Source organism: Nostoc favosum CHAB5714 (assembly GCF_020829495.1).
GTDB lineage: Bacteria > Cyanobacteriota > Cyanobacteriia > Cyanobacteriales > Nostocaceae > Nostoc > Nostoc favosum.
The window spans coordinates 189,171-207,852 of the sequence record NZ_JAIVFQ010000002.1 but is presented as its reverse complement, the minus strand read 5'-3'; the positions used below and the strand labels follow the sequence as shown (position 1 = coordinate 207,852).

The 18,682-nt window shown below is 42.1% G+C and carries 16 protein-coding genes and 2 pseudogenes; 11 read left to right on the top strand and 7 right to left on the bottom strand.

All coding sequences use genetic code 11. The annotated features are described in order from the left end of the window. The first annotated feature begins 495 nt into the window (after positions 1-495). Together LC586_RS02475 and LC586_RS02470 are read left to right on the top strand one after the other, a co-directional pair. Positions 496-1,128, top strand: a complete 633-nt coding sequence (locus LC586_RS02475; protein WP_229482783.1) for a GNAT family N-acetyltransferase — start codon at positions 496-498, stop codon at positions 1,126-1,128. Between the two features lie 842 nt (positions 1,129-1,970). Next, positions 1,971-2,525, top strand: coding sequence for a hypothetical protein (locus LC586_RS02470; RefSeq protein ID WP_229482782.1), 555 nt, complete (start codon positions 1,971-1,973; stop codon positions 2,523-2,525). 8 nt (positions 2,526-2,533) lie between these two features. On the opposite strand, the gene LC586_RS02465 is transcribed toward LC586_RS02470, so the two are convergent. The 4 genes from LC586_RS02465 to LC586_RS02450 form a co-directional block, all read right to left on the bottom strand. After that, the gene (locus LC586_RS02465; RefSeq protein WP_229482900.1) at positions 2,534-3,679 is read right to left on the bottom strand and encodes a histidinol-phosphate transaminase; all 1,146 of its coding nucleotides are present in this window, start codon (positions 3,677-3,679) and stop codon (positions 2,534-2,536) included. A 112-nt stretch (positions 3,680-3,791) separates the two neighbouring features. Then, entirely contained in the window at positions 3,792-4,433 is a 642-nt protein-coding gene (locus tag LC586_RS02460) for a YqiA/YcfP family alpha/beta fold hydrolase (protein WP_229482898.1), read from the bottom strand. A gap of 95 nt (positions 4,434-4,528) precedes the next feature. After that, positions 4,529-5,905, bottom strand: a complete 1,377-nt coding sequence (gor, locus tag LC586_RS02455; protein ID WP_229482781.1) for a glutathione-disulfide reductase — start codon at positions 5,903-5,905, stop codon at positions 4,529-4,531. A gap of 220 nt (positions 5,906-6,125) precedes the next feature. Further along, positions 6,126-7,442, bottom strand: coding sequence for a FecR domain-containing protein (locus LC586_RS02450; protein WP_229482780.1), 1,317 nt, complete (start codon positions 7,440-7,442; stop codon positions 6,126-6,128). A gap of 553 nt (positions 7,443-7,995) precedes the next feature. On the opposite strand from LC586_RS02450, the gene LC586_RS02445 reads away from it, so the two are divergent. After that, on the top strand, positions 7,996-9,534 hold the full coding sequence (locus tag LC586_RS02445; RefSeq protein WP_229482779.1) for a porin family protein: 1,539 nt from the start codon (positions 7,996-7,998) through the stop codon (positions 9,532-9,534). Positions 9,535-9,630: 96 nt separating this feature from the next. On the opposite strand, the gene LC586_RS02440 is transcribed toward LC586_RS02445, so the two are convergent. Further along, positions 9,631-10,449, bottom strand: a complete 819-nt coding sequence (locus LC586_RS02440) for a sulfurtransferase (RefSeq protein WP_229482896.1) — start codon at positions 10,447-10,449, stop codon at positions 9,631-9,633. Positions 10,450-10,609: 160 nt separating this feature from the next. Between LC586_RS02440 and LC586_RS02435 the strand changes: the two are divergent. The 8 genes and pseudogenes from LC586_RS02435 to LC586_RS02400 form a co-directional block, all read left to right on the top strand. Beyond that, positions 10,610-11,099 (top strand): annotated as a pseudogene (locus tag LC586_RS02435) (MnmC family methyltransferase); the annotation flags it as partial. 108 nt (positions 11,100-11,207) lie between these two features. After that, positions 11,208-12,377 carry an RNA-guided endonuclease InsQ/TnpB family protein gene (locus LC586_RS02430; RefSeq protein WP_229482894.1) on the top strand — a complete coding sequence of 390 codons (1,170 nt, stop codon included), beginning with the start codon at positions 11,208-11,210 and terminating at the stop codon, positions 12,375-12,377. 16 nt (positions 12,378-12,393) lie between these two features. Continuing rightward, positions 12,394-12,840, top strand: a pseudogene (locus LC586_RS02425) (MnmC family methyltransferase); the annotation flags it as partial. Between the two features lie 595 nt (positions 12,841-13,435). Beyond that, positions 13,436-14,671: a response regulator gene (locus LC586_RS02420; RefSeq protein ID WP_229482778.1), complete on the top strand. Its 1,236-nt coding sequence runs from the start codon at positions 13,436-13,438 to the stop codon at positions 14,669-14,671. Between the two features lie 159 nt (positions 14,672-14,830). Next, positions 14,831-16,183, top strand: coding sequence for a bifunctional UDP-N-acetylglucosamine diphosphorylase/glucosamine-1-phosphate N-acetyltransferase GlmU (gene glmU / locus LC586_RS02415; RefSeq protein WP_229482777.1), 1,353 nt, complete (start codon positions 14,831-14,833; stop codon positions 16,181-16,183). 47 nt (positions 16,184-16,230) lie between these two features. Next, a complete protein-coding gene (locus tag LC586_RS02410; RefSeq protein ID WP_229482776.1) occupies positions 16,231-16,458 on the top strand; it encodes a type II toxin-antitoxin system HicB family antitoxin in 228 nt (75 codons plus the stop codon). Continuing rightward, entirely contained in the window at positions 16,451-16,675 is a 225-nt protein-coding gene (locus tag LC586_RS02405) for a type II toxin-antitoxin system HicA family toxin (protein WP_229482775.1), read from the top strand. The genes LC586_RS02410 and LC586_RS02405 overlap by 8 nt, the downstream gene beginning before the upstream one ends. Positions 16,676-16,827: 152 nt before the next feature. Continuing rightward, positions 16,828-17,250 (top strand): DUF29 family protein, encoded by a 423-nt coding sequence (locus LC586_RS02400; RefSeq protein ID WP_229482774.1) that lies wholly within the window; start codon positions 16,828-16,830, stop codon positions 17,248-17,250. Here LC586_RS02400 and LC586_RS02395 read toward each other — a convergent pair. Both LC586_RS02395 and LC586_RS02390 read right to left on the bottom strand, forming a co-directional pair. Next, entirely contained in the window at positions 17,241-18,194 is a 954-nt protein-coding gene (locus LC586_RS02395) for an isoaspartyl peptidase/L-asparaginase (RefSeq protein WP_229482773.1), read from the bottom strand. The genes LC586_RS02400 and LC586_RS02395 overlap by 10 nt on opposite strands. After that, on the bottom strand, positions 18,194-18,388 hold the full coding sequence (locus LC586_RS02390) for a DUF2256 domain-containing protein (RefSeq protein WP_094350216.1): 195 nt from the start codon (positions 18,386-18,388) through the stop codon (positions 18,194-18,196). The genes LC586_RS02395 and LC586_RS02390 overlap by 1 nt, the downstream gene beginning before the upstream one ends. Between the last annotated feature and the right edge of the window lie 294 nt (positions 18,389-18,682).

Genomic DNA, 18,682 nt, shown 5'->3' with positions numbered 1-18,682 from the left:
TTGGAGATTCTTCCCCAGTACCTGCACATCCTGTTACTATGACCTAGTAGTAAAGTCCTGTTAGTGTAGCGGCAATTGCATAAGCAAGTTCAGTACTGTAACTAAAGGTGGTTTGCAAGCAGAATTTGTCGGTAGTGTACTTACTTAACAATTTTGTAGGTAATGTTTACGGACAGGTTATGCTATTTATCTACCCATTCACCTAAACCTGTTCGACTTTACAGATGTTTTTGTGGTAGACAGACTGATATCCTCCCTACCTAAAGCAAGGGATGCACCTGAACCTACTGAACTTAAGATTGTAGATTGATGAAGCTGTAACTTCTAAGACTTTTCCAAAAATACAGACTATAAAACCCCAAACTAAAGTGTAAAACTTTGTATGCTCCACAAGCAAAAGCGAATTAGCGATTTTAGGTTAGTTCAATATCCTGGGCAGATATAAAGTTTTTCTTCAGTTTAAATGGTGTTTGAGGATATTTGAGAAAATTTTCGTTGAATAAAATCAATACTAAACTAGCCTTGAAATATCGGTTTTTTCATCCATACCAGCAACAGCCAATCAATCCAGCTTGCTGCCAATTTCAAATTCGTACAGCTACACCTGCTGATTTGATCGGTGTTTCTCAAATTATTGCTGAAAGCTTTCACTCCCAACAGGGTATGTGGGGATGGGCTTTTCCATTACTACGTCTCGGTATTTACGAAGACTTAAGGCATCGCATGGCATCACCTCCGTCGCGTCATATTTGTTTAGTCGCCTTTGAAGCTACTACTGGTGCGGCTAATAACTTAGTGGGAAGTGTAGAACTGGGTGTACGTTACAGTGATTCGTGGAACCAGGTTGGCATGGGTTTTCCTTACTTATCTAATTTAGCAGTTCACCCACAATACCGTAGACACGGTGTCGCTTCAGGGTTACTGACTAGCTGTGAAAAAGTTTCTCGTGACTGGGGATTTCAAGACTTATATCTCCACGTTTTGGAAAATAACCATCAAGCAAGGCAACTTTATTTCAAGTTGGGATATCGGGTGCATAAAGTCGAATCGAATTGGAATAAATTTTTCCTAAGACGTTCAAGCCAAATGTTATTGCACAAGCATCTGAGTACTGATTCCACTATTTGAATTTTCTTTTAGCAATAATAAGTAAGTTTTAATGTTGTAATTACTTTTGGGAAAATTTCTCACCAATATAGACAATCAAAGCACAAACTAACTTAATTAAAACTAAGCTAGTATTAGCTATAGGACTGATATTTTATTTTTGAAATACATGTAGGGTGTGTCAGACGAAAGTACAGCACTGTCCAAAGACTTTGTTACGGACTCCGTCCTAACGCACCCTACATACACTTAGATTTTTGAAAAACTTATCGAATCACTATCTCTACGAGAGGTTTTTGCCAATGCGTAGCGTCTCGTAGAGAAGAAAAGAAGCAAAAAAATTTATGAATCATTTAGGACTGCTATATAGCTTTAAATAATTCTTTTAAGCATATTTATTTTGTTTGGACTTTTTACGGAGCTTATTATTCGTAATATTAAGAAAGATATAACTTTTAAAAACTTATCTTAAATGATTAACTTATTAAACTTTGTCTTTTTTATTTGCTATTAAACGACAATTATTTTAGAATATTTTATATAGATAAATAAATTAATTATAATTAAAATAGCTGTACAATTGGACTGAGAAAACTAGCAATAGCTCATAATAACTTTTTAATTAAGATATTCATCTTTATAAAAACTTTAAGAAAACCCTCTCGGAATTGGAAGACAAATCTAGTTAGATCTCATAAAATATGATCACTCAATTACTAAACAATGCCTATTTATTACTATCTTAGTAAAATTCGCCAAAAGACTCTTGATAATATAAAGAATTCAAAAACCAGATTTGACATAACAGCTAATTCTGTTTTGAAGTGCATACTACTACCAAATTCGTTAAAAGTTTAAAAAACATGGATAGCGAACAGCATCAGCGCTATCAGACTTCTATGGTATCAACTTATTACCCTGAAGCTAGTTTCCTTGATTCTCTTGTCATGCCAGACGGAACTGAGCAATCGCAAGGCTCGGATATCCTTACACGTTTGCACAGTGGGGAAGTTTTCATCGTCAATAGTCGTAGACGAAATGGATTAATCCTCTTTAAACGTTACCATGCAGAGTTTGCTGGGCCTGGGGCTGCTGTAGGTGGGGATTACGATTGTGATTGTCAAAGGGCACTGCCCATAGGTAATCTATCTTTATTAACTCCCGAATCTAATGAAGAACGCCAGAAGGCTTACTTGATTAGGCGACAGTGGATTCGATTGATCAAACAAATTACAGAAAACCCAGTGCCTGGGCAGCGAGTTCAGAAAATTCTCGATCAATTTGAACAATACTTTCCACCAGATATAGTGGCTCTTCTGCCGGATGTTGCTTTTGCTCTTTTAGTAGGTGTGCTGCCACAAACAGTGGGAATAGTACGCCGTTTGGGCAGTGAGGTGAACAGCCGATTTAATTACTGAGCGAATTGCTAGAATTCCAAATTTGCCAAAACAGCTTGTACTCGATTAACGGTGCGGGCATTTTCCTCTATTGTCCCTACAGTAATTCGCAATCCTGGGCTAATGTGTCGCACAACGGTGCCAAGTGTTCTAAGTTTCTGGTGGAAAGTTTTTAGCGCAGCATCGGGTGAATTAAAGCTATTTGGTTTAAGACGTAGGTAAATAAAGTTAGCAGCGCTTGGGGTAATTTGTAGTTCTGGTTGCTGGGATAAAATTTCGATGAGTTTGGCTCGTTCACTCAGGGTTTGGGGAATTGACTCCAATAAGAGTGTGCGGTTTTGTAAAGCAACTAATGCTGCTGCTATGGAAAAGCTAGGGAGATTGTAAGGTAAGCGAACTTTTTCTAAGATGGCGATCGCTTCGGGATGAGCGACACAATAGCCAACACGGAGAGATGCCAATCTAAAGGCTTTAGAAAAAGTGCGTAATATCACCCAATTGGGGCGTTGTGCTAATTCACCTACTAGGGTAGTTTGACTAAATTCAAAGTAAGCTTCATCAATTACTACCAAAATATGCTGACTCAAACTTCTTAACCATGCCAACTCTGCCGTAGTTAAGCTATTGGCAGTCGGTGAATTGGGATGCACTACAAAAACTACGCGAATCGGGGGATTTTGAGTTTCTTCGATCGCAGCCTGTGCAGCTTTTAAGTCAATTTCAAAATTTGTTGCATTTCTACCCACCGCGACTACAGGAATACCCAAAGTTTGTGCCAAAATCCCGTACATAGAGAAAGTGGGATTGGCAACTAGAATTGAACCTTCTCCTCCTAGACAGGTGGCAATTAATAAAGAACGGATTAGTTCATCTGAACCATTTCCAACCGAAATATTGGCAGCAGTATTAGATAGCGAGATGGCGCCTGATTCATTAACGTATTGGGCGATCGCATCTTTAAGTGTCTCATGTCCGCCATCGGGATAACGATTTGTTTCAATTACTTGCTGATACGTCCAGGCTAGCTTCTCTTTTAACTCAGGTGGTAAATCATAAGGGCTTTCATTTGTATCTAGCCGATCAAATTGCACGAGGACAGATTCGGCTGTATCGCTGCTGGGGTGAGGTTTGTACGCGGTAAATTGGGCTAAATCTGAACGGATAAAAGGAAGCATAGTTTTAGTCATTGGTCATTAGTCATTAGTCATTAGTCATTAGTCATTGGTAACTAACAAAGGAGAAATGACTAAGGACATTATTTATATGAGAGTTTAATATTTTACAGCTTCAAGGTAATTGGCAAAAGAGGCGAATTGCCTGCCAAATTTCTTCCATAACATTACCCAAGGCGTGATCGCTGTCGAGTTCGACTAACTCCACCCAAGGACGCAAACGCTCAAAGTTACGACTAGCTTCGATGGAGATGACTTCATCGTTTTTCCCATGCAAAATCAGGGTGGGGATAGGACGTTGCAAAAACTTCTCTTGGTATTGGGCAGCATCTGTAACGAAATCGTAACTTAAGGGAAGCTTTCGCTGCTCCCCATAGTGGTAGACCATGATATATTTTTCTTGTTGCCAACGCTGTACTTCTTCATCGCCTAGCTTGGGTAACCAATGGGATAAAAACCCAAAAGCTGGTGCTAGCAGCACAAGACGTTGTACTTGTAAATATTGCTGTCCCAAGTGGGCAGTGGTCAAGCCGCCTAAACTTGAGCCAATGAGCGTTACTGGCGTAGAATTATTACTGAATTCTGCGGCAACTTGAGTAATCTGACGAGTGATTGTCAACTGCGAAAAATCGCCAGCATTTAGATCGGGAATTTTTAGCTTTGTGTGAATTTGGGCAAAGCGATCGCCTATATCCCGCGCTTTGGCAGAATTAGGGCTGGAAGCGAAACCGTGAAGATATATATATTGCAAAGCTATAGATAGTTGGGAGTGAGAAGTTAAGAATTTTAAGTTTTAAGTTATGAGTTTCTTTCTTCAACTCATAACTCATAACTCTTAACTCCTAACTCTTATTACCGCATTGTGACAAATTCTTCCGCTACTGAGGGATGGATACCAACGGTGGCGTCAAAGTCTTTTTTAGTTGCACCCATCTTCACAGCGATCGCTACACCTTGAATTATCTCACCGGAATTTTCACCCACCATGTGAGCGCCTAGCACTTTGTCAGTGTTGCTATCAACCACCAACTTCATCATTGTTTTCTCTTGCTTACCAGTCAAACTATGGTACATGGGGCGAAAGCGAGTGTGAAAAATTTTGACGGCATCACCGAGTTTTTCCCGTGCTTCGGCTTCAGTCCAGCCGACTGTAGCGGCTTCTGGGGTAGAAAATATGGCTGTGGGAACAGTTTCGTGACTGAATTCGCGGCGGTTATTGCCGAATTCACTATCTGCAAAGGCGCGACCTTCACCAATGGCGACGGGAGTTAAATTGATTCGGTCAGTGACATCGCCAACGGCAAAGATATTCGGTTGATTTGTTTGACTATATTCATTGACTGCGATCGCATTTGTGGTACTGTACCCTGGCCCTTCTATAGAACTGGCGACGACATCAACCCCAGCATTTTCCAAACCTAGTCCATCTACATTAGGAGTTCGACCAGTCGCCACTAAAAACACGTCGGCAATTATTGGTTCTTGGTCTTCTCCTGACAAAGTAAGTTTAAAACCTTCCGCCACGCATTCAACTGTTTTTACCACATTATTCTTAATCAGCCGAATTCCGTGGTTCGTCATCCCCTCTTCAATTTCTGTACGGATGTCCTCATCAAACCCCTTCAAAATCTTTTCACCTCTGGTAATTTGTGTCACATTAGAACCCAAACCACGCATGATACAGGCAAATTCTGTGCCAATATAACCAGCGCCAAGAATGACGATGTGTTTTGGTTGTTCTTTTAGATGAAAGATTTCGTTGGAGGTAATGCCATATTCCATCCCTGGTAAATCTGGCTTGACGGGACGCCCACCAACAGCAATTAAAATTTTATCTGCTGTAACTTTGCGTCCATCCACTTCTACTGTATGAGTGTCTACCAATGTGGCGCGACCAGAAATTAGTTCCACTCCCGCCTTTTCTAAAAAGCTGATATGTAGTTGCGACAGTCGCCGAACTTCCTTATCTATAGATGTAATGAAATGTTCCCAGTCTAACTCGGCATTACCTACTTTCCAGCCATAACCTGAAGCTTCACTGAACAGTGCAGGAAAGTGAGAGCCATAGACCATGAGTTTTTTGGGAATGCAACCGCGAATCACACAAGTGCCACCAACTAAATCATATTCAGCGATCGCCACTTTTGCCCCATAGCTAGCCGCCCGTTTGGAAGCCGCCAAACCTCCAGAACCCGCACCAATTACAAACAGGTCGTAATCAAAAGTCATAAATTTATGTTCTCTTTAGCAATAAATCAGTTCCTGGGAACTTACACAGAAAACGTCATTGAACTATATAAGGATATCCGGTGAACTCTGTGTAAGTCCTGTCCTTGATTTAATCTAGCGTTAGCAGATGTTCTCTGGTCGTAGGGAATATCACTTTTTGCTTTGGTTGCTGTAGAGGGAGTAGTTAATGAGGCGCTGATTACAGAATACCTCAGCAGTTTTATGTGGTTTCCAATGGGTCTGGTGGAGTTGTAGTTTCAGGCGGTGGAGTTGTAGTTTCAGGCGGTGGAGTTGTAGTTTCAGGCGGTGGAGTTGTAGTTTCAGGCGGTGGAGTTGTAGTTTCAGGCGGTGGAGTTGTAGTTTCAGGCGGTGGAGTTGTAGTTTCAGACGGTGGAGTTCTAGTTTCAGACGGTGGAGTTCTAGTTTCAGGCGGTGGAGTTCTAGTTTCAGGCGGTGGAGTTCTAGTTTCAGGCGGTGGAGTTGTAGTTTCAGGCGGTGGAGTTCTAGTCTCAGGCGGTGGGGTGACTGTACCTCCAACGGCGGGTTGTGGAGTATTTTGTGTGTTTTGGCTCGTCGGCTTTTCTATTGGAGAAGTTTGAGGTATTGTTGGGGTTCTACTAGAATCAACACCAACGTTACTATCCTCAGTGTTTACCTTGCTACTTGGTACACTCTGCTGGTTAGTATTTGTCGATGCTTGTCCTGTTTTCTCTGAATCTGAAGAGTTTGCTGAGGAATTATCTTTGATAACATCATTACTACTAGGCGAATTTGAAGGACTAGGAGTTAGCTGCACAAAAGAGGGGTTTTCAATTACTCCCTCGCCTTTTATCGGTGGCTGTGCTTCTAAAGCCGCAGTAGTTTCGGCTTGAACACTGGTGATTGCTGGATCAGGTGTCGGCACAGGACTTTGCCTGTTCAAATCAAGTTCCCGAACCAGTTCGCTCGTTTCATAAAAATTTCTTAAATCAAAATCATATAAGTTCTGAAATTTCCCTTTAATTAGAATTATCATCTGCCCTGCTTCCAGCACCTTAGTTTCACCTTCCTTGTTAGAAACTTCAATGCCGCTATTTGTCAGCGCACCCACAATAGTCGTGTCTGTTTGTTGGTCGTAGCGTACAAATAATGCTGAACCACGAATTGCTGCTGCTGCACTTGGCGTTTGTATACGTGTTTGCCCCCTTCCTGGTGGGATGAGCAGCAACACAGTCCCATTTGACAGTTTAAAGTCACGAGTCTTCGGCAAAAATTGAAATAACGCCTGTTCTCCAACTCGGGCCAAAGAGCCATCATTGAAACGCAAATCTGCTAGGGAAGCTTGACCAGTTGACAGCCCGTCCCCAGGAGTGATTGCATCTAATTTGCGTGCAGGACGTTTCTTCAGTTTATCTTTGGGTATCAGTTGTACCATGTTGCGGAGGTTTTGAATCTCTGCTCGCGTCAAAGGGGTTATGGCACTTACCTTATTTGGCAAAGGCACTACTATAACTCCCCATAAAGCAATCACTAACAATGGAAACGATTTATAAAACATAATTTGATAACTTTTGATTTTCAACTAATACCAAAAAAATTCAAGTTTGAAGCTGCTGATAATTTTTATAGCGATTTTATTTAATAAATTTATTTGTACTTTAGCCTACATTTAATAGATAAAATAGACAACGAATAAATTATGTGTTTAGTTGATTTAAGTTTTTTTATGAAACTGGCATTAGATACAATAAAGCCTGCGGCAGATTTCAAGGTTAGTACTTGCTTGATATTAACAATTAAATGAGGAGAACCTTACAGATAATCCATTCTAATCAGAGCAGCTACAGGGACAAAAAGTTGTTAGGGATCTGTGTAAAATGAGTCACTGCCTGTATTTCACTAAATTTGAGCATAAACTTTAACTATATCCGATCATCTCAGTTTTGCAAAAGAATCTGGGGAAAAATCCGAAAAGCGGCAATTTCAGTTTGTAGTTTCAGTATATACCTACAAAGCTAAGATAAATGTACTCAATTGTATATTCTGAGTCGGAACTTCCGATACAGCTTGTGGGTCTACATTTGCCAAAAGCGATAAACGCAATCTAACAGATGCGACTCAAAAACTGGAAAAATTTGTTTTTTTGTATTTTGTTAGCTTCCAGTGGTGGAAGCTGGTGTTGCATTAGAGTAGATGCGGCAGAATCTGCAAATACAGATATTTGCCAGTCTAAAAATTTAGCAAACACACAGGTAAATTATCAGCTATGTCAGAACTTGGAGCAAGAGGTAATTAACTCTTTGTGCAAGCAGTCCAGTGAGTCGCATCCTTTAAACTCGCAGATGCCGTTGAAAAAGAGGCTCTTGAGCAGGGAACTCTTAGCTGGGGAGATAGTTCAAATGGGGATTCGGCCCCACCTGTTGCGCCAGCTTCCCGTAGGGTACGATAACCACTTAATAGAAGTGGGGGATTCAGACCCATGTTCTGCTTTGCTTTGCGACAGGAAGAAAGGATCATTTCTCCCTGCCCCCTGCCCCCTCTCCCCCAATCCCCATTCCGTGGGGGCCCCGAGTCCCCCTGCCTCTTCGTTAAAGCTGGCGCAGCAAACACCCGAAACTACTCAAGCCCCAGACACAACCGAAGAACCTGGGGATACTCAAAACCAAAATGACCCGCCACAGCTAGAATTGCAGCCAAGTGATTTGCCTACATCTCCTCCAGACTCAAAAGAGGAACTGTTGAATGCACCTGAGATAAATCAGTCTCAAAGGCTAGAGAGGCTAATGCAGTTGCTAGAATTGCCAAAACAGCCACCTGAATCTGATAGCGATCCCGAATTGGGGTTGCGGGTGCGGTTACGACCCTTAGAACAGCCTACTTTTCCACCAATAGAACAACCCGTAGTTAAGTTTAAACCTATAGGCTATCTACAAGGGCGTGTAGCCTACTTCCAGACGAGTAATATTTTTTCTTCAAATGATAGTCCCATAGAAGATGGTTTAATTATTTCTGGACTGACGTTAGCCTCTGCATATTTCCCTTTGGCAGCTAAGACTTATGTAAACGGTTCAATTGATGGCAATCTCATTCGTTATATCAATCAGTCACAATACGATTACAACCAAGTGAGATTTAATCTCAGTATTTATCAGCAACTGTCGCAGCGAATGTATGGAGAAGTTAGTTGGAGCAATCAACAGTTATTTCATGCCAACAACAGCGATCGCCTGGATAGCTTCAAAGCAGGCGATCGCTTTTTAAATCAGAATTCCTTGCAAGTGTCTTTAGGACGGCGAGATCCCCTAACTTCAAAATTAATATTAAATAGCTTTTACGAATTGAGTGTAAATTTTGCTGATCCCCAAAGTCGCGATCGGATAATCAATTCCTTTTGGGTGTCTTTGAACTACTACTTGCAAAAGCCTCTCCAGGTTGGTATTGACTACCAGGTGAATTTTTCGGACTTTACACAGCGCGATCGAGAAGACCAATTTCATCGGCTATTCGGGCACTTAAATTACCGAATATCTGATACCAGCAATATGAATGTGCAGGCTGGAGTGAGTTTAGGTAGTTCAACCGCCGAAAACATTAATTTTGATGGCTGGTTTTTCAGTATTAATTACAGTTTGCAATTAGGTCAGTTTTGAAATTTGTCCTTTGTCATTTGTCCTTTGTCATTTATTTAGACCAATGACCAATTACCAATGACCAATTACCAATGACCAATGACTAATGACCAATGACTAATAACTAATCCAATCGCTCCAGCTACCAGCATAAAGTTTACCCTTGCTAATGCCAGCTAATTCTAAAGAAAGTAAATTTACGCAAGCAGTAACGCCAGAACCGCAATAAACCAAGATTTCTTCGGCTGTTTCTAGCTGTTCCCAGCGACGGCGTTGTTCTGGTTGAGGCAGTAGGTAGCCGGAAGAGTCTGTAACTTCTTGCCAAGGATAGTTGACTGCACCGGGAATATGTCCGGCAATTTTATCAATTGGCTCTCGTTCACCTCGGTAGCGATCGCTTTCTCTTGAATCTACCAATACTACCTCATGCCCATCTTTCCGGCTTTTCACCTCTGTAATATCTACCACCTTTTCTGTTTGTACTTGAGCTACAAAGGTACCCATCAGGGGTTGAGGAACGACATCTGTAACAGGATATCCAGCTTTTTGCCATCCAGCAAAGCCTCCATCCAGTACTGCTACTTGTTCATGCCCTAGATAGCGCAAAAGCCACCATAGACGAGATGCAAAGGCAAAGCGCGAATCATCATAAGCTACAACTAAACTTTTTTGGGAATTTACCCCAATCGCTGCCAATTTGTTAGCTATATCATTGGGGTTAGGTAAAGGATGTCTCCCACCATGTTTACCGACTGGACTGGAAAGATCCTGATTCAAATCTAGATAATATGATCCTTCTATATGACTTGTTTGGTACTGTTGTTGCCCTACTTGTGGATCGGCTAGAGAAAAGCGACAATCCACAATAACGACTTGTGGATCTTCTAGATGTTCAAACAGCCAAGCTGGCGAAACAACAAATTGGGGGTTGGGCATTGGGCATGGGGCATTGGGCATTGGGTAAAACAGTTCCTCTTTTGGAAGTTCTAAGTAAATAAGTTAGATTTCCTACTCAGCACTGGCTCAACGCCCAGCTAGCGCTAACAGCACTCAGTACTCCTGAAGGGGATTGGTCATTATTTAGTTTTTTTATAAAATGTCAGACTTAGAAAATTTTACACCTAAGTTAACAGCAGATGGTTCCTTCACCTTTGTCTCTCAAGAGTTTGGTGAATCCTTTCACAGCCATTATGGTGCGAAGCAGGAGAGTTTTTTCAAGTTTGTGGAACCTACTCAACTGACTACAGCCGCCCAAAAACCAGTGTTGCGACTATTGGATATTTGTTATGGTCTAGGATATAACACAACTGCAAAGCAAGACAATTTGGGCAGTGAATCCTAGCTGTTGTGTTGAAGTAATCGGTTTAGAACTGAATCCAGCAGTGCCACAAGCTGCGATCGCTCATCATTTGTTCGACAATTGGAACTGTAACTATATTGAAATTTTGTCCCAGCTAGCAAATGATCATCAAGTGCAAACACCTTGTCTAAAAGCAAAGCTATTAATTGGCGATGCTAGAACTACGATAACCCTACTACGTCAATCAGGTTTCTGGGCAGATGCAATTTTCCTCGATCCCTTTTCACTATAATCCTCGCGCCGGGGAAGCCCCTGCATTTATGTATGGGGGTAAGGCGCAGGCGAATTTATTCGCCGTCAAAAAATATTTCTCACCTGTGATATGATTGAAATCATGGAACAAGTACTGACAATAGTTTGCAAACTTAACCCCAATTCTCAGCAGGTTGCCCAAATAGAGGCAACGCTGGAAGCATTTGCAAATGCCTGCAACTATGCCAACGAGCAGGTTAAACCTCAAATAACGAACAAGACAACCATTCAGAATATGGTCTATCAAGACTTGCGCTCGAAGTTTTTGTTGTCTGCTAATTTGGCTGTCAGGGCTTGTGCCAGAGTGGGAACTAACCGCAAAACCGCTAAACAGAAGAATAAGCCAGTCAAATTTTTTAAACCCACTAGTGCCGATTACGACGCTAGGATTTTTACGTTTAGAGAGAAAGATTGGACTGTTAGTCTGACTTTGATTGAAGGTCGAGAACACATCAAGATGGATGTAGGCAATTACCAGCGAGGCAAGCTCAAAAGTAAAAAACCAACATCGGCGCAGTTGTGTAAACATCGGGATGGCTCTTATTACATTCATATTCAAATCAAAGATGAGGTTCCCGAACCACTCAAGCCAAACAATGTGATTGGCGTTGATTTCGGGCGCAGAGACATCGCTGTAACTAGTAATGGGGATAGATGGGACGGTAAACAAGTAACTGATATTCGAGATAAATACAACAGAACTAGAGCTTCTCTCCAGCAAAAAGCTACGAAAGGCACAAGGTCTACTCGCCGCAGGGCAAGGCAGATTTTGCAACGGTTGTCGGGGCGTGAGGGAAGATTTCAACAGTGGATAAACCATCAAATAAGCTACCGAATTATAAGCCAAGCGAAATCCACCAAAGCAATTGTTGCTATTGAAAATCTGACAGGGATTAGAGAGCGCACCAATAAACAACCTAGAGGTAAAGTTGAGCGTAGACGAACGAACTCTTGGTCGTTTTATCAATTGCGATATTTCCTTGAGTACAAAGGAATCAAGGAAGGAGTGGAAGTAATTGCTGTGCCACCTGCCTACACAAGTCAGACATGCCACCAATGTTTGTATATTGGCTTGAGGTCTGATAAACGTTTCAAATGTGGTAATTGCGGCTGGCATGGTGATGCTGATTTGAACGGTGCAAAAATGATTTCTTTATTGGGGCAATCAGTAAGCTTGCCCGGAGGTTCGGGTTATTTGTACTGTAATCTCAGTACCGATAGCTCAGGGCTACTACAAAGCCCCGCCCTTTAGGGCTGGGGTTAGCTTACCACCTCAATGTCCTCAATTATGGACTGTTGAATTTATTAAACAACTGTCATTGTGTTTACATCAAGATGGTTTATTAGCCACCTATTCTTGTGCTGCTGCTGTACGCACAGCACTTTTGTCTGCTGGTTTGGCGATCGGTTCTACCCCACCGATGGGAAGGCGATCGCCTGGTACTGTGGCAGCCCATTCTAACAGCACTCAGCACTGGCTCAACCATAGCTATCCGCTAACAGCATTCCCTATGCTCTCACAACCTGAAAAAGAACACTTGCTAACCCGTGCTGCCATTCCCTATCGCGATCCTGAATTAAGCGATTCAACCGAAGTCATAATAATGCGGCGGCAACAAGAGCAACAAACCTCTTCACTCGAACCTACCTCCCATTGGCGAAAAAGGTGGTTATTGGGAACACAAGGCAGAGATTTTATAGGAACTAGTTTGTAGTTCGGTTGAGATATCTAAGACGGGCGTAGCTGCGGTAATTGAAATAGAGACAAGGGATCAGGGAGGAAGGCGGATAATTCAGATGGGGATTCGACACTTCTCTTTTTTGCCAAAAATTCTGATTTCTTTTCCAGATACTCAAGCACCAAGTTTTTACAAGCTAATAGGCTTAATTCTGTAGTAGCATTTAATACTACATACTATTTGACAGTAATAAAATACTGCTATAACTGAGTAAGTAAAAAGCTATACACCTTATGATTACCATAAAGACTTAACATCCAAAACTGGGTATTTCGATATAAAACAAGCAATTACAAGGCTTTTTAGCGCCGCTCAATGAAAAAATATCCGTAAAAAACCTGATTTAAGATTTGTGTCAATTGATCATACTGTAATTAGAAGCAAAACAAAAAAATTGACAGCAATATACCCCTTGTTTGTAACATAAAACATAGATGCTGCGAAAAACTTAGATACGCAGTTTGACATAATACATAATCCCTATTAAAACTTTGGCTCAGATACAGTTGAATATTAAATTTGTTTTTGAAATCTGACACTGTTAACTTGTGCAAAAAACTGGAGTGCCTTTGTGATTCAATGGAAATCCAACCATACAGGCTTTACAGAAAAAATTGTTAGTGGGCCAAACCCCATTAGCAGAGTGAAGAGTATCGGTTCAAATCATGCCGTAGGATCGCAAAATAATGCGGAGACTTATTCTTTAGGCTTATCTCAAGAAGACCTTATGCTTAAAGATACCCAAGCAGTGTCTTCTTGGATAAAAGTTGATGTTAATTGTGATGATGATTCATTGGTTTCTAGAACACTACAAGCCAAAGGTTCTAAAGTGAATGGGTTTGATTTAGATCCGCCGAAGGTTTTAGTAGTTGACGATCATGCCGCCAGTCGCATGACTGCTGTTGCCCTCTTGGGGATGGAAGGATACGAAGTGATTGAGGCGGATAGTGGTTCCACTGTTGTAGGATTGGTAACTCAAAAACAACCAGATTTGATTTTGCTAGATGTGATGATGCCAGGAATGGATGGATTTGAAGTGTGCCAATTACTCAAGCAGGATGAGCAGACTAGGCTAATCCCAGTGATTTTTATTACGGCCTTAAATGACAGGCGATCGCGTATTCGAGGAATTGAAGTTGGGGCAGATGATTTTCTCACCAAACCTTTTGATCGTGTGGAACTCGCGGCGCGTGTAAAGTCCTTAGTGCGGCAGAAGCGTCTGAACGAAGATTTAGAACATGCCGAACAAGTACTATTTTCTATTGCCATGTCGATTGAAAGCCGCGATCCCAATACAGGCAATCATTGTGAGCGTTTGGTAAAACTGGGACAAGCTTTTGGCGAATACCTCAATTTTTCACGCTACCAAATTCGAGATTTGATATGGGGTGGTTATCTCCATGATATTGGTAAGGTGGGTATTCCCGATGCAGTGCTGCTGAAAAAAGGCAAACTCACGCCCGAAGATTGGCAGATCATGCGGCAGCATGTTTTGATTGGAGAAAAAATCTGCCAGCCACTACGCAGTATGCGCGGTGTAATTCCCATTATTCGTCATCACCACGAACGCTGGGATGGCTCAGGCTACCCTGATGGACTCAAAGAGGATGATATTCCCTACCTGGCGCAAGTATTTCAGTTAATTGATATTTACGATGCCCTAACCAGCGAACGACCTTACAAAAAAGCTTTTACTTCAACAGAAGCACTTTTAGTGATGCAAAAAGAAACTGATTCTGGTTGGCGTAATCCCAAATTAATGCAGCAATTTGCCGAGTTTATTCTCTCCTGTCATGAAAACGAGTAGGGAGTAAGAAATTTTGTAGCTGCCGCGAGCGGCGAAAATTGGTATAATCCTGACTCATTGTATATTTCAGTCTTCTATGATTAGCTGGTATGATTTGAGCCGATATTTTAAAGTACCAACAGCATTAATCATAATTTCACTGATAGCTGATAGCTAATTATGGTAGTTGTAGCAATTCTAGCGGCGGGACGCGGCACACGGATGAAATCAGGCTTACCCAAGGTTTTACATTCTTTGGGTGGGCGATCGCTAGTTGAGAGAGTTCTCGAAAGTGTAGAACCACTTTCGCCCTCACGGCGAATCGTGATTGTAGGATATCAGTCTGAGGAAGTGCAAGCCGCCATGCATTCAATTAAGAGCTTGGAGTTTGTCGAACAGACTGTGCAACTAGGGACAGGTCATGCCATCCAGCAATTACTTCCTCACTTGGAAGACTACACTGGGGATTTGCTGGTACTTAACGGCGATTTACCGTTGATACGTAGCGAAACCCTCAAGCAGATGTTACAAACTCACGCCCAAAATCAGAACGCTGCCACTATTCTCACTTCGCACCTACCCGACCCCACGGGCTACGGGCGAGTTTTTTGTAACGATGAAAATATTGTGCAGCAAATGGTCGAACACAAAGATTGTACTGCTGCCCAAAGACAAAATCACCGGATTAACGCTGGAGTTTACTGCTTTCGCTGGCCAGATTTGGCAAAGGTGCTTCCCCACCTACAAGCAAACAATGCTCAAAAAGAATACTATCTCACTGATGCCGTAACTCAAGTGGGAAAAGTTATGGCAGTGGATGTAGAAGATTACCAAGAAATTCTCGGTATTAACGATCGCTTGCAATTGGCAACAGCATCGGAAATTTTGCAAAGGCGAGTTAAGGAAAAATGGATGCTGGCGGGTGTCACTCTCATCGACCCTACAAGCATCACCATTGATGAAACAGTGGAATTACAGTCGGATGTAATTATTGAACCCCAAACTCACCTGCGGGGAAATACAGTGATTCAAACAGGAAGTCACATTGGGCCGGGAAGTTTAATTGAAAATAGCCAGTTGGCTGAAAATGTCACGGTGCAGTATTCAGTGGTGACAGATAGCACTGTGCAGGCGGGAAGCCGAATTGGCCCTTATGCTCATTTGCGCGGTCAGGTAGAAGTGGGTGCTGGTTGCCGTGTGGGGAATTTTGTGGAATTGAAAAATACTCAATTAGGCGATCGCACTAATGCAGCACATTTGTCGTATATAGGTGATACCGTCGTCGGCAATCAGGTGAATATTGGTGCCGGTACAATTACTGCCAATTATGACGGCGTGAAGAAACACCGTACCAAAATAGGCGATCGCACAAAAACTGGAGCCAATAGCGTTTTAGTAGCTCCAATTACCTTGGGAAATGATGTCTATATCGCAGCTGGTTCCACTGTTACAGAAGACGTGCCTAATGATTCTTTGGTAATTGCCCGTAGTCGTCAGGTGGTGAAACCTGCTTGGCGCAAAAAGAGCCAATAAAGCGATAATTAAATCATCAGATTAGCTGATTCAACTAAAGGTAAAAGATGAGGAAAACAAAACAACTTACCGCGATTATTGAGCGTGAGGAAAAGGGCTATGTATCACTTTGTCCAGAATTAGATATTGCTAGCCAAGGTGACACTATCGAAGAAGCACGCAGTAATTTGGTTGAGGCATTGGAATTATTTTTTGAGACAGCTGACCCCTCTGAAATCCAAGATCGGCTAATTACAGAAGTTTTTATTACACGCCTAGAGGTAAGTGTTGGGTAAGCTGCGCGTTCTTTCGGGTGGGGAAGTGTGTCAAATTTTAGAGATGCATGGCTTTGTGCAAGTACGCCAGCACGGTAGCCATATTATGATGCAACAGCGAACAGAAGACTCAACTGTAACCGTTCCTGTTCCTAATTATGACGAGCTTCGTGTCGGTACTTTACGATCTATTATTCGCCAGTCAGGATTGCCACGCGCTCTTTTTGAGGTGAATTAGCAGAAGGTGGAGGTTAAGCAATCTCATGGTTAATTAGGTTCCTAATGCACCCTTGTATCTTAATTATTTCACCGCTCAAGTACAATCAAATGGTTTGTATGGTTTTAGCTTGTCCCATTTGAGTCATCAGAGCAAGACAAACACAATTTAGTATGGAAGAACTGCTAGAACTTAGGCAATTTCTAGAACAAGGCAAAATCCATGAGGCGTTGCTGTTGGTGGATGAGTTAGAAGAAATGAGCCTCAGTGACAAAATCAATAAAATTGATAGTTATGGAGTAATTCTGCTCATCCATTTAATTAAACAAAAGGCCGAAAAACGTTCTACTCGCTCTTGCGATGTTTCGATAGAAAATACAGTGCGTGAAATCAACAAAATAAACAAGCGCCGCAAATCTGGTGGTTATTACTTGAATCAGGCAGAATTAATCGATATTCTGCAACAAGGATATCAAGTGGCACTGAAAAGAGCGGCGCTAGAAGCTTTTGAGGGGCGTTATGAAGCCCAAGAATTGGCTGCAATGGTTGACCAAGAAGAAATCTTAACTCAGACGCTAGAATTTATTCAACAATAGCCAATCAATTCACTATCATTCCATTCCAAAGTGTCACCCATTTTTTCGCCGTCATGGTAGGCAGCGAGTAAGATTTCACTAGTTTTACCCCAAGCGATCGCTCCACTGACATCTAAAGCGATCGCTCCCAAATCCCGTTGGTTCTGGTGCGCTTCCCCAAAGGATCGCTGCATAGCCTCCTTTAGGGACATTCCATCAGTGACACGTACTACAATCCGGGGAGCTAGACACTCATCAATGATATCTTCGCCAATGCCAGTACAGCTAACACCCGCATCACTAGTAGCATAATTACCTGCTGGCATCGCAGAATCACTTACCCTACCAATCCGCTCAAAGCCCTTACCACCTGTAGAAGTGCCAGCAGCTAGCCTACCAGATGCATCTAAAGCTACCACACCGATGGTTCCGCGTCCGGCATTGCTGGTTTCTATCAGTTCGGGTTCTGCTACCACGCCAGCCATTGCGCTTTTAAAATTATCCTGGCGTTCTTGTATCCACTCTTGTAACCGCAAATCAGTTAAAGCATTATAGCTGGGAATTTGCATTTCCCGCGCCAATTCAGCCGAACCGAAATCTGATAGCACTCGGTCTGGGGAGTTTTGTAAAAATTGTGCCAACTCAATGGGATTTTTCACCCGCGAAATATTAATTACACCACTAAACCGCCCTAATGCGCCATCCATCAGAGAAGCACTCATGCGGATTTGCCCATCAGATTGTAGTACTGAACCAGTACCAGCATTAAAGCGGGGATTATCTTCGAGCATTTGGCAACCATGCACCACCGCCTCAGAGGCAGTTGCTCCGCATAATAGTAGAGAATAGACTTCTTCTATTACTGTATGGAGCGATCGGCGCACCGCCTCCAATCCGCCTTTACCGTGGAGAGAACTACCAGCCCCCCCATGAATAATTAATTTAGGTTGCACCTGTGACACCATTAATCTCTTGCGCTATTTGCGTCTGTGTTGCGGTTAGTCTCATTTTGAGCTTCAGAACGGCGACGACGACAACGTTCTGAGCAGTATTTCACATCGTCCCAGCAATCTTGCCACTTTTTACGCCATGTGAAAGGACGTTGACATACCGGACAGATTTTTGTAGGTAGGTCAGATTTAGAACGGACACGTCCCATATAAATGCTGTGTATATGAGAATTTGATTTCTGAGAGAGATGGAAAATAATTATAACCAGTTTGCTACGAATGGAGGATACTTTCGACGAGCAAATCTAACGTCAATCTATCTTTAGATATATTTTTTGGCTAGTTGCCTGAAAAGATGGAACTTTAGATAGTTAGAAAAGGGTGATCGTCAAAGCCTTTGGTGCAGCGATACCTCAAATCTGCTGTAAGAAAAAAATACTCTTATATTTATTTGGCATCTAATGGTAATTTGACTGAATTAACTTCTAAAACTTAATTTTCTT

What these genes read in the sequence shown, in the direction of transcription:
- glmU (WP_229482777.1), top strand. Translation starts at nt 14,831, where the DNA reads ATGGTAGTTGTAGCAATTCTAGCGGCGGGACGCGGCACACGGATGAAA.
- LC586_RS02445 (WP_229482779.1), top strand. Translation starts at nt 7,996, where the DNA reads ATGCGACTCAAAAACTGGAAAAATTTGTTTTTTTGTATTTTGTTAGCT.
- LC586_RS02410 (WP_229482776.1), top strand. Translation starts at nt 16,231, where the DNA reads ATGAGGAAAACAAAACAACTTACCGCGATTATTGAGCGTGAGGAAAAG.
- gor (WP_229482781.1), bottom strand. Translation starts at nt 5,905, where the DNA reads ATGACTTTTGATTACGACCTGTTTGTAATTGGTGCGGGTTCTGGAGGT.
- LC586_RS02470 (WP_229482782.1), top strand. Translation starts at nt 1,971, where the DNA reads ATGGATAGCGAACAGCATCAGCGCTATCAGACTTCTATGGTATCAACT.
- LC586_RS02395 (WP_229482773.1), bottom strand. Translation starts at nt 18,194, where the DNA reads ATGGTGTCACAGGTGCAACCTAAATTAATTATTCATGGGGGGGCTGGT.
- LC586_RS02440 (WP_229482896.1), bottom strand. Translation starts at nt 10,449, where the DNA reads ATGCCCAACCCCCAATTTGTTGTTTCGCCAGCTTGGCTGTTTGAACAT.
- LC586_RS02400 (WP_229482774.1), top strand. Translation starts at nt 16,828, where the DNA reads ATGGAAGAACTGCTAGAACTTAGGCAATTTCTAGAACAAGGCAAAATC.
- LC586_RS02450 (WP_229482780.1), bottom strand. Translation starts at nt 7,442, where the DNA reads ATGTTTTATAAATCGTTTCCATTGTTAGTGATTGCTTTATGGGGAGTT.
- LC586_RS02390 (WP_094350216.1), bottom strand. Translation starts at nt 18,388, where the DNA reads ATGGGACGTGTCCGTTCTAAATCTGACCTACCTACAAAAATCTGTCCG.
- LC586_RS02465 (WP_229482900.1), bottom strand. Translation starts at nt 3,679, where the DNA reads ATGCTTCCTTTTATCCGTTCAGATTTAGCCCAATTTACCGCGTACAAA.
- LC586_RS02430 (WP_229482894.1), top strand. Translation starts at nt 11,208, where the DNA reads ATGGAACAAGTACTGACAATAGTTTGCAAACTTAACCCCAATTCTCAG.